Below are 14,082 nucleotides of genomic sequence, written 5' to 3' on the forward strand. Positions count from 1 at the left end.
AGTCACTTCATATCAAGCAAACACTCGGATTTAACTGGTCATTTCAGCTTCTTCCTGAGCTGGGGAAGTGTTCTATCTGTTCGCCGCTTTGATGGGAGGGAAAAAGTGAAATCAACATGAAATCGTGCCCTGCTTAACAGGTGCATTGAGATTGAATCTGCTTTATAAAAAACAACTAAGTCAGGAGACGATTGGAGTAAGACATGAGACTTACGGTCACCCAAAGGATGGTTTTTTTAATTGGAACTGCAATAGTTGGTATTGCCATCATGGTAGGCATCGGCCAATATATGATGGAAAAAGTATATGACAGCGCGAATAACGCCAACGTCAATGCCGTTCCGAGTCTGCTGGTGCTTGGCGAACTGCGGAAAAATTTTGATCAGACGCGCATGCTGGTTTATCGGCATATTTTGTCGTATGACGATGCCAAGATGGCCGCGATGGAAGTGAGTCTTACCGCAGAGCGCCAAAATGTAGTGGAATCAATTCAAAAATACGAAACCAACGGATGTTTGGGTGTCAATTGTTTTGCGGATGATAAAGACAAAAGCTATCTCGATCAGGAAAAGGTTTTGTGGGCTAAGTTTAACGCCCAGATTGACGCAATTTTGGTGGAGTCGAGAAAGGGTGAACGGGGAATGGCCAAGGCGCGCGAGGGTATCGAATCGACGCTTGGTTTGACGGAAGATATTTCCATGCTCATTGACCAGCATTTTGCCTACAATGCGGAAGTTGCCAGAAAATTCTCCGTTGAAGCGGCTGCCACAAAGTCCCGTGCTTTAAATTTGATGTTAGTGCTGGGAATTTTAGCCGCAGCGTCAATCGGCTTGCTTGGAACGTTTATCGCTCGAACCATCTTGCGCTTGCTGGGCGGTGAACCGGAAGAGGCGGCCGCGATTGCCGGCAGGCTCGCTCTCGGTGATGTCTCAAGCACGATTGATGTGATACCTGGCGATACGACCAGCCTCATGGCCAAAATTAAGGTATTGATTGAAACCATGCGGCGCATCGCAAATCGGGCGGACGCTGTCGGTCTCGGAAATCTGACTGACGAGGTGGAAATATTGTCGGGCCAGGACAAGCTCGGCAAGGCGATCAATAACATGGTGACCGTGTTGCGTTCGGCCAAAGTTATGGATGATCGGCGTAATTGGATCAGCGATGGAAATAGTCAGCTATCTGCCGCGCTTACCGGTGATTTTACCCTGCAACAAATTGCCGATTCCGCTATTAGCGTTCTTGGAAGTTATCTCGGTGCTGGCCGCGGAGTTTTGTACGTGCTTCGTCCTGATGGGTCGAGTCTTGATCTGCTGGGCAGTTATATGTACACGGAACGCGTCAATCTAGGCACCAGCTTCAAGATCGGCGAAGGTGCGATCGGCCAGGTCGCACGCGAGAAAAAACCAATCATCTTGACTACCATCGCAGTCGATGCAGCGCCCATCATCACTGGCACAACCTGTGCGCCACCGCTGTATACCTATACCTATCCATTGTTACGGGACAACTTGCTACTGGGGGCCGTGGAGTTAGGGAGTTTCGAACGATTTGACGAAGTTAAACTGGAGTTTCTGCACGGAGCCGTTGAGGTAATCGCATCTTCGCTGCATATCGCTGAGCAACGCGGGCAAATTAGCAAGTTACTTTCGGTTGCCGAACAGGCCGAACGTGATGTGCGGGCGCAAAATGAAAACTTGCAGGAAATTAACGCACAAATGGAAGAGCAGCAACAGCAGCTGCAACAGCAATCGGGTGAATTACAGCTGTCCAATTCACAAATGGAGGAGCAACAACAGCAGTTACAGCAGCAATCTGAGGAATTACAACAAACTAATGCGCAGATGGAAGAGCAGCAGAAACTGCTTGAAAAAAATAATGCAGAGTTGCGTCACTCCCAATCGGATATTGATGAAAAAGCGAAGCAGCTGGAGCAGTCGAATCAATACAAATCCGAGTTTCTCGCCAATATGTCGCATGAATTAAGAACGCCTCTTAACGCAATTATTTTGCTTTCAAAAATGATGGCTGATAATCACGAAGGGCGGCTGGGTGCAACCGAGATTAAACGTGCGGAAGTCATTCATCGGTCTGGCGAAGATTTGCTGCACTTGATTAACGACGTTCTGGATTTGTCGAAGGTGGATGCCGGTCACATGGACTTGAACTTTGTGATGACCTCGAGTGCGTCGATGACGATGGAATTGAAAGATTTGTTCGGTTCGACTGCTCAAAGTCGCGGGCTGGAGTTCATTGTTCAGGATCAGCTCCAGAGCGGCTTCATTAGTGATCCTGGCAAGATCAGCCAGATTTTGCGTAACTTATTGTCGAATGCCTTCAAGTTCACCAAGGAGGGCTCAGTTAGTTTGGTGCTTGAGCGGAGCCCTTCTGAATATTTACCATTACGCATAAAGGTCATCGACTCGGGAATTGGTATTCCAAAGAATAAATTGGGAACTATCTTTGAGGCGTTTCGTCAGGTGGATGGCTCAACGTCACGGGAATTTGGTGGGACGGGGCTGGGACTGACGATCAGCCTGCGTTTTGCTGAGCTGCTGGGTGGCACCATCAAAGTGCAAAGCGTAGAAGGAAAAGGGAGTGAGTTTGTATTATGCCTACCTGATATACCGCCGGAACTTTCTGCGCGGCAGTCGGAGAATGAGCAACTGACTGCGGCTGCGAAGGGTAATGAATTTGGCGCACGACTTGTGTCAGATGACCGTGATCAATTAACGGCGGGCGATAAAGTCATTCTGCTGATCGACGACGACCGCGAATTCTGTAGCGCGATTGTGGATATTAATCATCGGCTTGGGTATAAAACAATTGTCGCAAACTGCGGTGCGGATGGTGTCGCATTCGCCCGGAAATATAAGCCTGCGGGGATTTTACTCGACCTTGGATTGCCGGATATAAATGGAATCGAGCTATTAGACAATATTAAGGCCAGTTCAGATCTGGCAATGATCCCAGTTTATATAGTCTCCGCAAAGGATCGCGATGCGGCACTCGGCCGCTCGAATATTGTCGGCTATTTGCAAAAGCCAGTGGTAAGTAATCAAATTGCTGAAGCCGAAGCGTTGCTGCTTGCCGCTATTGCCAACGTGTCGGATGCAGGTGTTTTAATCGTGGCAGGTAGAGATAAAAGCCGTAATGCAAGCTGCGATGATGGTAGCGGTGCGGTGTTGAATATGCTTAAGTCAACACCGAATATTGGGCAGCGTGAGCTGCGCGAAGTGAGCTTGGGGGCTGAGTTGCCAGCGGCATTAGAGGCATTATCTTGGGGCGCGGTTGTTATCGACTTGACCCAATTGTCCATCAAAGAAGGGCTATCTGTAGCCAAAACGGTTCGTGCGAACAACTCTGTGACAGCATTATTGTTTTGCGGAGTCGATCACTTAAACGATGAAGAGGAGGCAAGCCTGAGGATTTATACCGATTGTATTATTGTGAATACACCAAAATCTGAACAGCGTTTGTTGGAAAATATCGAGCGCTTTCTACGAACCGTTCCACTGAAAGATGACGCCAATGTTGCACGGATAAACGACAGTTTTAAGGGCGCTCGCCTAACTGGGAAAAGTATCATGGTCGTTGACGATGATCCGCGTAATTTGTTTGTGATTACCGCTGCGTTGGAACAGGAAGGCGCGCGCGTCATTAGTGCAATCAACGGCCTTTGGGCGTTAGAGTTGCTTAAAAAAGAAAAAGTGAATCTGATGATTACGGACATCATGATGCCGGAAATGGATGGCTATCAGACGATTACGGCCGTGCGGGCCAATCCGGCCTTTGCGTCGATTCCTATCATTGCATTAACAGCAAAAGCAATGCCTCAGGACAGGGAAAATATTCTCGAAATTGGTGCTGATGACTACCTTTCCAAACCCGTTGACTATGACGTCTTGAATAATATGGCTGCCCTGTGGTGCTCAAAGAAGCACTGAATGATGACTACGTATTGCAAGGAGTGTTAAATTTATCGCTTTGTAGACAGAATGGATAATGAATAAAAATTTTGTGATTTTGATCGTGGACGACAATCTGAACAATCGCTTCTCCGTGCGAGAGCTACTTGTCCGTATTCCCCATACTGAAATCATCGAAGCAGCTTCTGGCGAAAAATCTTTGCTTCTCACCATAGAGCGGGACGTTCATTTGATTCTGCTCGACGTACAGATGCCGGGCATGGACGGCTATGAAACAGCCAATATTTTGCAGATGACCGAACGCACGCGTGACATTCCGATTATTTTTCTGACGGCGGTGTTTAAGGCAGAGGAATTTGTCAAACGCGGTTATGCGTTGGGCGCTGTGGACTACCTCACCAAACCGCTGGACGACAATATTCTGTTGAACCGGGTGCGGCACTATCAACATCTTCACGAAAGAGAGAGGAAGCTATCTGAAACTCTGGTTGAGTTACGCACTACACGTGAAAATCTTCTTCAGGTGGAAAAATTCTCTGCGCTGGGAACCATGGTGGCCGGAGTTTCGCATGAGCTCAATACCCCTTTAGGCAATGCGAAAATGGCGGCATCAACGTTGCATGATCGGATAGTAGAAATTAAAAAAAACTACGATGCCGGGACCATGAAGCGTAATCAGATTGAGCAATTTTTTATTGAGGGGGAAGAGATTACTGCCTTGGTACATCGCGCACTTGATCGCGCCGTAGATTTAGTCTTGAATTTTAAACAGGTGGCCGTCGACCAGACTTCAGAGCAACGCAGTACCTTTGATTTTGCGACGGTGATTGAGGAAACCATCGCCACTCTACTGATCAACTTCAAACACGAACCGTGGCAAGTCGTGCTTAAGCTGCCGTCTGGCATTGAAATTGATAGCTATCCAGGGTCGCTAGAGCAGATTATTGTCAATCTGGTGCACAACAGTATTCGTCACGGCTTCCATGGTCGTGATCATGGATGCATCACCATCAACGCTTACCGTGAGCATCTCCCCAACAAGCTTTACGACCAGATTGTGCTGATTTTTTCTGATGATGGTGTAGGTATAGCACCAGAAAATTTGAACAGAGTCTTTGACCCGTTTTTTACCACGCGACTGGGGCAGGGCGGATCAGGTATGGGGTTGAGTGTGTGTTATCGCATCACAACGGTACTGTTAGGCGGGAGCATCGAAGTGGAAACGTCAAGCGGTTCTGGTACCACTTTCAAACTCACGTTTCCGCTTACTGCACCTGTCATGATGTAGCTGAAATCCTAGTGTCCTATAACGGATTACTAGTGATTTTCACGTGCATGATTAATCGTGTATTTCGGAATTTCTATCACGATATTTTGGCTACTGATTTTAACTTGGCAAGATAAGCGCGAAGTCGCTTCCAGGCCCCATGCCGCATCGAGTAAATCCTCTTCATTGTCAGTCGATGGATTTAACGAATTAAAGCCTTCTCGCACAATGACGTGACAGGTAGTGCATGCGCAGGACATTTCGCAGGCGTGTTCAATGGCGATGTCGTTGTCGATTAACACTTCACAGAGCGAAGCGCCTTCTTCGGCTTCTAAAACAGCACCTTCTGGGCATAATTGCTGGTGGGGTAAAACAATAATTTGTGACATGGCGGCTCTTTATTCTGGATATTAAATTTGGTCGAGTTTTTTGCCTGTTAAGGCAGTACGTACGCTTTGGTCCATGCGGCGTGCAGCGAATTCTTCCGTACCTGCCGAGAGGGCGTTAATGGCGTTTTCAATGGCAACGCGGTCATCAATTAAGGAGCAATTTTCAACGGCTTTAAGTAATTCTAAAACAGTCGTGTGCTCAGCTTCATTGAGTAAATGTGCGTCAGATTCTAATGCTGATTGAGTGGCCAAAATAATGCGCTGCGCTTCAACTTGTTGCTCTTTTAGGGCGCGTAGCTGCATATCACTATCGGCAGTGTTATTGGATTCTTGCAGCATGCGGGTAATGTCGTCATCTTCTAGTCCATAGGAAGGTTTAACGGTAATAGATGCTTCCACATTAGAGCGTAATTCACGTGCCGAGACCGACAGTAAGCCATCTGCATCGACTTGGTAAGTAATGCGGATCCGCGCAGCACCAGCAGCCATTGGCGGAATGCCGCGCAACTCAAATCGTGCCAAAGAGCGACATGCGCTTACCAGTTCACGTTCACCTTGCACCACATGAATCGCCAACGCAGTCTGGCCATCTTTAAATGTGGTGAATTCCTGAGCGCGGGCACATGGAATAGTGGAGTTACGTGGGATAACTTTTTCCGCCAAGCCGCCCATGGTTTCAATGCCGAGAGACAGAGGAATGACATCCAGCAACAACCAGTCATCGCCGGACGCACGGTTGCCCGCTAACAGGTTGGCTTGAATGGCTGCACCTAATGCGACGACTTTATCTGGATCTAAGTTGCACAGCGGCGTGGTTTGGAAAAAAGTACCAACTGCTTTGCGTATTTGCGGCATGCGGGTAGCGCCGCCGACTAAAACTACGCCATCGATTTGATCAATTTGTAAGCCCGCATCACGCAAGGCCTTTTTGCAAGGAAGCATGGTTTTTTGAACCAAGTGCTGGGTAATCTCAGCAAAATTTTCTACGGTAACGGTGAGATGAACATTTTCACCGGAACCAAGTACGACATCGATTTGTGTTTCGGCTTTGCTGGATAGTAGTTCTTTAACCTCACGGGCTTTCACCATTAATACGCGGGTATCGGCGTCGGACAAAGGCGCAAGTTTGGCTTGTTCGCTGATCCAGCACAGTAAGCGATGATCAAAGTCATCGCCACCCAAAGCAGAATCGCCACCGGTTGCTAGTACCTCAAACACGCCTTTGCTCATTTTTAAAATAGAGACGTCAAACGTGCCGCCGCCTAAATCGTACACGGCATAAATACCTTCGGAACCGTTGTCCAGACCATAAGCAATGGCTGCGGCAGTCGGTTCATTAAGCAAGCGCAGTACGTTTAAGCCGGCTAATTTTGCGGCGTCTTTAGTTGCTTGACGTTGTGCATCATCGAAATAAGCGGGAACGGTAATGACGGCACCAACCAACTCATCGCCGAGGGAATCTTCCGCGCGTTGACGCAGCGTTGCCAAAATTTGTGCCGAGGTTTCTACCGGGCTTTTAACGCCTGCCACGGTTTGAATTTGCACCATGCCGGGCGTGTCTAAAAAATCATAAGGCAGGTTTTCTGCGTAGGCGATATCTTTTAAACCACGGCCCATAAAGCGTTTTACGGACAGAATGGTGTTTTTAGGGTCAGTGGTTTGCGCAGCTTGCGCTTTGTAGCCGATGTGCGCATTTCCATTTGCTAAATAACGCACGATAGATGGCAATAAACTGCGGCCTTCATCATCACTCAAAATTTCAGGAACGCTATTGCGTACTGTGGCAACCAAAGAATTAGTGGTGCCTAAATCGATGCCTACTGCGAGTCGATGTTGATGCGGCGCAGTGGACATGCCGGGTTCTGAAATTTGAAGTAGGGCCATGAGAGATTTTGTGATTTTATGTGGTTGATGTTTATCTTGAAATTGAGCTATAACGTAATGCGACTAGGTGAACTTTATTTATTCTTCCTGTGCATTGGCGACGTCTTCGCTAAATTTTTCTAAAAACATGAGTTGCCGTATTAATTGCGCCGCTTGATGGTAATCGGGTTGCGCGAGTTGCTCTGCAATTTGCGTGATTTGCTGCCGGTGCGCTTGATTAATATGGGTTTCCAGGCGGAGCAGGGCGGCGCTGTTTTGCCGGGCTTCATCCAATTCTTCACGCCATTCCATTTGCTGCATTAAAAAAGCCATTGGCATAGCGGTATTTGATTCAGCTTGCAAGCCAACACCATTTAATTCGCACAAATAACTTGCGCGTTTTAAAGGGTTTTTTAAGGTTTGGTACGCTTCATTGGCACGCGTGGCCCATTGCATTGCCACGCGTTGTTCTGCGCTACTGGCGGAAACAAATTTGTCTGGATGGACTTGCGCCTGCACATCGCGAAAAGCACGATCCAGTTGCGCCATATCTACATCAAATTGTGGTGATAACTGGAATAAGTCGAAGTGATTTTGCATGTGTTAAAGGGAAGTGGAAATTCAGTACGGTGATATTAAATACGGAAACTTTCACCGCAGCCACATTCATCCTTGACATTGGGATTGTTAAATTTAAATCCTTCGTTCAGGCCTTCGCGAGCGAAATCCAGCTCAGTACCATCAATGTAGGTCAAGCTTTTCGGATCGACAAAAACTTTTACGCCAAAGGATTCAAACACTTGATCCTCTGAGCCAATTTCATCCACGTATTCCAGTTTGTAGGCCATGCCGGAACAACCTGTAGTACGTACTCCAAAACGCAAGCCGATGCCTTTACCACGTCGCTCCATATATCGAGTAACGTGGCGAGCTGCTTTTTCTGTGAGAGTAATAGCCATAGTTTTATTTAAACAGTTGCGTGTTTGGTTTTGTAATCTAAAACGGCAGCTTTAATCGCGTCTTCAGCCAAAATTGAGCAATGAATTTTTACTGGAGGCAAAGCTAATTCTTCAGCGATTTGGGTGTTTTTAATACTCAATGCCTGATCTAATGTTTTGCCTTTAACCCATTCCGTTACCAACGAGGAAGAAGCAATTGCCGAGCCGCAGCCGTAAGTTTTAAACTTGGCATCTTGAATGACGCCATCTGGGCCAACTTTGATTTGCAACTTCATGACGTCGCCACAAGCTGGTGCGCCGACCATGCCGGTGCCAATTGATTCGTCACCTTTGTCGAATGCGCCGACATTGCGTGGATTTTCGTAGTGATCCAATACTTTTTCTGAATAAGCCATGTTACTTCTCCGGTTTTAGCCCAATACGTTGTTATTGCGCTGGATATAAATTAACTTGTGTTGCGACTAGTGAGCTGCCCATTGAATTGATGAGATATCAATTCCTTCTTTATACATATCCCATAACGGAGACAAGTCGCGCAGCTTGCTGACTTTTTCCTTCATTAAGGCAATCGTAAAGTCGATTTCTTGTTCGGTAGTAAAGCGTCCCATTGTGAAACGAATTGAGCTGTGTGCTAATTCATCGCTACGACCCAAAGCGCGCAATACATAAGATGGTTCCAGGCTGGCTGAAGTACAAGCAGAGCCAGAAGATACGGCAATATCTTTAATCGCCATAATCAGGGATTCACCTTCAACATAATTGAAGCTGACATTCAAGTTGTGCGGTATGCGGTGTGCCATATCGCCATTGATATAAACTTCTTCGATTTCTTTTAAGCCATTCGCCAAACGGTCGCGCAATGCTTCAATGCGACGGTTTTCTTCGACCATTTCTTCTTTGGCGAGGCGGAATGCTTCGCCCATGCCTACAATTTGGTGCGTTGGCAGGGTGCCGGAACGCATCCCGCGTTCATGACCACCACCGTGCATTTGCGCTTCAATGCGGATCCGTGGTTTGCGACGTACATATAACGCGCCAATACCTTTTGGGCCATAAGTTTTATGGGCGGTAAGCGACAGTAAATCTACTTTGACGGTTTCCATATCAATGTCAACACGGCCTGTGGCTTGAGCAGCATCGCAATGGAAAATGATATTTTTCGAGCGGCAGAATTCGCCGATTTCAGCAATCGGCTGGATTACGCCAATTTCATTATTAACCCACATGACGGACACTAAAATAGTGTCTGGGCGAACCGCAGCGGCTAATTGTTCAACGGTAATCAAGCCGTTTTCTTGCGGTTGCAAATAAGTCGCTTCAAAACCCTGACGCTCTAATTCACGCACTGTATCTAACACCGCTTTGTGTTCTGTTTTAACAGTGATTATGTGTTTGCCACGGGTTTTGTAGAATTGCGCAGCACCTTTCAGTGCTAGGTTATTACTTTCTGTAGTGCCAGAAGTCCAAACGATTTCACGCGGATCAGCACCAATTAACGCAGCAACATTGGCACGAGCTTCTTCCACGGCTTGCTCCGCTGTCCAGCCATATACATGGCTACGTGAAGCAGGGTTGCCAAATTGCTCGCGTAAGTAAGGAATCATCTTGTCTGCTACCCGTGGATCTATCGGCGTAGTTGCTGAATAGTCCATATAAATCGGGAAGTGAGGCGCTGTAGTGGTTTCCAGCAAGCTATTTTTGATGGGATTGTTCATAAATCATTCCGGTTAGGCTAGATGTTGTTGGGTATGCATCACGATTATTTTTTGTTCTGAGGCGGTTTGTTGGTTGACTAGATCTTGTAACGAAACAGAGTCTAAATAATCCACCATTTTAGCACTTAGCGTTGCCCACAGTTCATGGGTCATACAGCGCGCACCGCCCGGATGGTCGCTGCTATGGCAATTCTCTTTGCCACCGCATTGCGTTGCATCAATTGGCTCATCAACGGCAATAATGATGTCAGCGACAGTGACTTTATGTGCCGCGCGACCTAGATTGTAACCACCGCCTGGACCGCGTACCGATTCGACAATTTCATGGCGACGTAATTTGCCAAACAATTGTTCTAAATACGATAACGAAATTTCTTGACGCGAACTAATTCCTGCCAACGTGACTGGGCCTTCATTTTGGTGTAACGCTAGGTCAATCATGGCCGTTACTGCAAAGCGGCCTTTGGTCGTGAGTCGCATGAAGCTGCTCCTGTGTGACTACAAAGTTGTCATCTGTATTGCGCGTTTAAGTGTTGGGATGAGAGTAATTTCCCATTAATTCCCTACTAATTCGCTCAAGTATAACAAACTTGAGCAATTCTGTCAGGTAACGGGTATTTTCACGGCTTGTGGTGACTTGTATTGCCGGATTTATTTTTATGTTCTTACTTAACAAAAACCGTTGCCAGCCAAGGTTGTTGGTCGCGTGGCAAGCCTTCCGGTCGGTAATAATGGGCGCGTTCTGTAAAGCCAGCATCAGTCAGATAACTACGCCAGGTTTCAAGGCTGTGATATGCGCCGTAGCGATCGCCACTCCAGCCTTCCTGGCCGGTTCCGCGAGGGTTTGAGCTGAAAAGAACGCCGCCCGGTTTCAGGCAGGCATTAAGTTGGCGCAAAATACGTGGGAGTTCCTGGCTGGGGATATGGAATAACGACGCATTGGCAAAAATTCCATCAAAATAATTGCCAGGTAAATCTAGCTGTAAAAAATCTTGATGCCAGACTTCGCAACCCGTCGCGGCACGTGCCATTTCGACGAATTTAGCGGTGCCATCCAAGCCAATTGCATAATGACCCAGCTGCTTAAAGCTAGCTAAGTCGCGTCCCGGGCCGCAACCGAAATCTAGAATTGTGTAAGGTGCTGTAACGTGTATTTGATTTAGTAATGCGTTGATGTTTTGGCTTACATCATGATCTTGCGTACCGATTTTGAAGTTTTCTGCGTTATTTTCATAATGCTCGCGGGTGCGCGCAGAAATGGCGGTGAGATCAGGGGGAGGTAATGTCATAAGATCGGCCAGTGTTTATATCTGGAGTCTGATTGCGTGCGAATCAGACTCCGATAGTTTGTTAGCCTTGCTGAATGCGCTGGGAAATATGCGCCAAGGCTTCCTCTACCTGATCAACCAAAATCAGGCACAAATCACCTTCAGTCAGATTTGCTAACGCAGTATCAATAGCGATAAATTCGCCCTGAATTTCACTGATTTGTTTAGTGCGTTTGGCGTTTTTCAATCCAGCGCGCAATAAGGCCACCACTTCACCATCAGCACGACCACGTTGGCATTGATCCTGATACAGAATCACGTCATCGAAGGCTGCGCCTAAAATTTCAGTTTGTTGGCGAATATCTTGGTCACGCCGGTCGCCGGCACCGCTAATTACTACCGAACGGCGTTTGGCCGGCATGGTTTCCACTGCATTGACCAAGGCTACAATAGCGTCAGGATTGTGGCCGTAGTCAGCAATTAAAGTCGCGCCCCGATAGTTAAACAAATTGAAGCGTCCTGGCGCGTTATCTGTGTCATTGGCAAAGGTTTTTAAGCCGACTTCAATTGACTGCCAACTAATTCCGACTCCCCAGGCTGCTGCAACGGATGCCATCACATTTTCTACCTGGAAGGCAATGTTGCCACCATGCGTAATTGGGACGTTGGACAGGGCTATTTTGTGTTTAAACTCACCCTCGGCGGCGACTAACATGCCGTCTTCTACATACACAACACGATTACCTTGGGCGCGATGCGTTGCCATAATCGCTTCATGGCTATCCGCCGCGAAAAAGGTGACTTTACCTAAGCAATTGTTCGCCATGCTGGCAACAATCGGATCGGCCGCATTAAGTACCGCTACGCCGTTATCGGCCACGTTTTGAACGATGACGCGTTTCAATACTGCTAAATCTTCTAAGCTGGTGATGTAATTTAAGCCTAAATGGTCGCCTGTGCCGATGTTGGTAATTACCGCTACCTGGCAACGATCAAACGCTAAGCCTTCACGCAATACGCCACCACGGGCTGTCTCAAAAACGGCTGCATCTACATCAGGGTGTAACAATACATTACGGGCGCTACGTGGCCCGCTGCAATCGCCGCTGTCGATGCGTTGACCTTCAATATAGACGCCGTCGGTGTTGGTCATGCCGGTGCGTAATCCAGATGCGGTGAGCAAATGCGCGATGAGGCGTACTGTTGTGGTTTTGCCGTTGGTGCCGGTAACCGCAACAACAGGAATACGACCGTCGTTGCCTTCTTCAAACATGGTGGCAACGATCGCTTCGCCCACTTGACGGCCTTTGCCGAAAGATGGGGAAATATGCATACGCAAACCAGGTGCGGCATTGACTTCAACTATGCCGCCGTGTTGTTCTTCGATCGGTTTTAACACGCTGTCGCAGACTAAGTCCACGCCGCAAATATCAAGTCCTACCATTTGCGCAGCGGCTACTGCTCTGGCGGCAACTTCTGGATGTACGTCATCGGTAACATCCGTCGCGGAACCGCCGGTAGACAGGTTGGCGTTATTGCGTAAATTTACCCGACGGCCTTTAGGCGGAATGGATTCAGCATTAAAGCCTTGTGAAGACAGGCTTGCTAAAGCGATGTCATCAATGCGGATTTTGGTCAGCGAAGTCGCATGACCAGAGCCACGCTTTGGATCAAGATTAACGTGGTCGACTAATTGTTTCACTGTTTTAACGCCATCACCAACTACTTGCGGTGGGTCACGTCGCGCGGCGGCAATGAGTTTGTTGCCGATGACCAGCAGGCGGAAATCGCTGCCGGGTAAATAGCGTTCAACTAAAATATCGTCGCGGAATTCGGATGCGGCCAAAAATGCGGCATCGAGTTGTTCACGGGTCGTGATGTTGACGGTGACGCCTTTACCTTGATTACCGTCTTTTGGTTTAACAACCACCGGCAAACCAATTTCACAAGCGACTTTCCAACCGTCATCCGTATCAACTACAGTACGACCGAGCGGAACAGGAACGCCCGCTGCATTCAATAATTTTTTGGTGAGTTCTTTGTCTTGGGCAATGGCTTCGGCAATCGCGCTAGTGCAATCCATTTCAGCAGCTTGAATGCGGCGTTGTTTACTACCCCAGCCGAACATGACCAAGCTGCCATCGGTGAGCCGGCGATAAGGGATATTGCGCGCTACAGCAGCATGCACAATCGAGCCAGTAGAAGGGCCTAAGCGTACATCTTCATCGAGTTCGCGCAGGTCTGATAATGCGCTATCGAGATCAAAAAAACTATCTTGCAAGGCAGCGATACATAATTTATCGGCAAGCTCAAAAGCCAAACGGCCAACCGCTTCTTCGGTGTATTCAACGACGACTTGAAAAACGCCCGGTTCCATTGTTTGCGTAGTGCGACTAAACGTAACAGGACATCCGGCTGATGCTTGCAAACCTAACGCAACATGTTCGTATACATGAGCGATAGGAATAGCATCATGGTAGCCGGTAGGTTGCAGTGAACTCAGATCAGGAAAGCGCGCACGAAGACGGGTTTCAAAATCGGGAAGATTGATAATATTCAGTTCGTCGGGACTGCACGTCACTATCGCTTCAATGGCGGTGTGATGGCTCCAAAGATTGGGGCCGCGCAGGGCTCGAATACGTGAAACTTCCATAAAATTATTGTCCTAAGATCTTGTGTGCTAATTAAGTTT

Annotated in this window: 11 protein-coding genes; 2 read left to right on the plus strand and 9 right to left on the minus strand. The window is 47.7% G+C overall.

Annotated features, from left to right (window positions below):
- The first annotated feature begins 203 nt into the window (after positions 1–203).
- Positions 204–3,947: a response regulator gene (locus S2091_RS20100; RefSeq protein ID WP_105533760.1), complete on the plus strand. Its 3,744-nt coding sequence runs from the start codon at positions 204–206 to the stop codon at positions 3,945–3,947.
- Positions 3,948–4,005: 58 nt separating this feature from the next.
- Positions 4,006–5,217, plus strand: a complete 1,212-nt coding sequence (locus tag S2091_RS20105; protein ID WP_105533761.1) for a sensor histidine kinase — start codon at positions 4,006–4,008, stop codon at positions 5,215–5,217.
- A gap of 29 nt (positions 5,218–5,246) precedes the next feature.
- Here the strand turns inward: S2091_RS20105 and fdx are convergent, their stop codons facing one another.
- The 9 genes from fdx to cphA all read right to left on the minus strand — a co-directional run bounded on the left by fdx (position 5,247) and on the right by cphA (position 14,043).
- The gene (gene fdx / locus S2091_RS20110) at positions 5,247–5,585 is read right to left on the minus strand and encodes an ISC system 2Fe-2S type ferredoxin (protein ID WP_105533762.1); all 339 of its coding nucleotides are present in this window, start codon (positions 5,583–5,585) and stop codon (positions 5,247–5,249) included.
- Positions 5,586–5,606: 21 nt separating this feature from the next.
- Positions 5,607–7,469 carry a Fe-S protein assembly chaperone HscA gene (gene hscA, locus S2091_RS20115; RefSeq protein ID WP_105533763.1) on the minus strand — a complete coding sequence of 621 codons (1,863 nt, stop codon included), beginning with the start codon at positions 7,467–7,469 and terminating at the stop codon, positions 5,607–5,609.
- Positions 7,470–7,547: 78 nt separating this feature from the next.
- Positions 7,548–8,048, minus strand: a complete 501-nt coding sequence (gene hscB, locus S2091_RS20120; RefSeq protein WP_105533764.1) for a Fe-S protein assembly co-chaperone HscB — start codon at positions 8,046–8,048, stop codon at positions 7,548–7,550.
- Positions 8,049–8,083: 35 nt separating this feature from the next.
- On the minus strand, positions 8,084–8,407 hold the full coding sequence (gene iscA / locus S2091_RS20125) for an iron-sulfur cluster assembly protein IscA (protein ID WP_105533765.1): 324 nt from the start codon (positions 8,405–8,407) through the stop codon (positions 8,084–8,086).
- 8 nt (positions 8,408–8,415) lie between these two features.
- Positions 8,416–8,802: a Fe-S cluster assembly scaffold IscU gene (gene iscU, locus S2091_RS20130; RefSeq protein ID WP_105533766.1), complete on the minus strand. Its 387-nt coding sequence runs from the start codon at positions 8,800–8,802 to the stop codon at positions 8,416–8,418.
- Positions 8,803–8,868: 66 nt separating this feature from the next.
- A complete protein-coding gene (locus S2091_RS20135; RefSeq protein WP_105533767.1) occupies positions 8,869–10,122 on the minus strand; it encodes an IscS subfamily cysteine desulfurase in 1,254 nt (417 codons plus the stop codon).
- Between the two features lie 12 nt (positions 10,123–10,134).
- Entirely contained in the window at positions 10,135–10,602 is a 468-nt protein-coding gene (iscR, locus tag S2091_RS20140) for a Fe-S cluster assembly transcriptional regulator IscR (protein ID WP_105533768.1), read from the minus strand.
- Positions 10,603–10,787: 185 nt separating this feature from the next.
- Positions 10,788–11,411 carry a class I SAM-dependent methyltransferase gene (locus S2091_RS20145; RefSeq protein WP_105533769.1) on the minus strand — a complete coding sequence of 208 codons (624 nt, stop codon included), beginning with the start codon at positions 11,409–11,411 and terminating at the stop codon, positions 10,788–10,790.
- 61 nt (positions 11,412–11,472) lie between these two features.
- Positions 11,473–14,043 carry a cyanophycin synthetase gene (gene cphA / locus S2091_RS20150; RefSeq protein ID WP_105533770.1) on the minus strand — a complete coding sequence of 857 codons (2,571 nt, stop codon included), beginning with the start codon at positions 14,041–14,043 and terminating at the stop codon, positions 11,473–11,475.
- Positions 14,044–14,082: the final 39 nt, after the last annotated feature.

Origin of the sequence: Solimicrobium silvestre (assembly GCF_002976435.1) — a bacterium.
Lineage (GTDB): Bacteria > Pseudomonadota > Gammaproteobacteria > Burkholderiales > Burkholderiaceae_D > Solimicrobium > Solimicrobium silvestre.

Excerpts from the sequence above, each read along its gene's own strand:
- hscA (WP_105533763.1), bottom strand. The coding sequence starts at position 7,469 with ATGGCCCTACTTCAAATTTCAGAACCCGGCATGTCCACTGCGCCGCAT.
- S2091_RS20145 (WP_105533769.1), bottom strand. The coding sequence starts at position 11,411 with ATGACATTACCTCCCCCTGATCTCACCGCCATTTCTGCGCGCACCCGC.
- iscA (WP_105533765.1), bottom strand. The coding sequence starts at position 8,407 with ATGGCTATTACTCTCACAGAAAAAGCAGCTCGCCACGTTACTCGATAT.
- iscU (WP_105533766.1), bottom strand. The coding sequence starts at position 8,802 with ATGGCTTATTCAGAAAAAGTATTGGATCACTACGAAAATCCACGCAAT.
- S2091_RS20100 (WP_105533760.1), top strand. The coding sequence starts at position 204 with ATGAGACTTACGGTCACCCAAAGGATGGTTTTTTTAATTGGAACTGCA.
- iscR (WP_105533768.1), bottom strand. The coding sequence starts at position 10,602 with ATGCGACTCACGACCAAAGGCCGCTTTGCAGTAACGGCCATGATTGAC.
- hscB (WP_105533764.1), bottom strand. The coding sequence starts at position 8,048 with ATGCAAAATCACTTCGACTTATTCCAGTTATCACCACAATTTGATGTA.
- S2091_RS20135 (WP_105533767.1), bottom strand. The coding sequence starts at position 10,122 with ATGAACAATCCCATCAAAAATAGCTTGCTGGAAACCACTACAGCGCCT.
- cphA (WP_105533770.1), bottom strand. The coding sequence starts at position 14,043 with ATGGAAGTTTCACGTATTCGAGCCCTGCGCGGCCCCAATCTTTGGAGC.
- fdx (WP_105533762.1), bottom strand. The coding sequence starts at position 5,585 with ATGTCACAAATTATTGTTTTACCCCACCAGCAATTATGCCCAGAAGGT.
- S2091_RS20105 (WP_105533761.1), top strand. The coding sequence starts at position 4,006 with ATGAATAAAAATTTTGTGATTTTGATCGTGGACGACAATCTGAACAAT.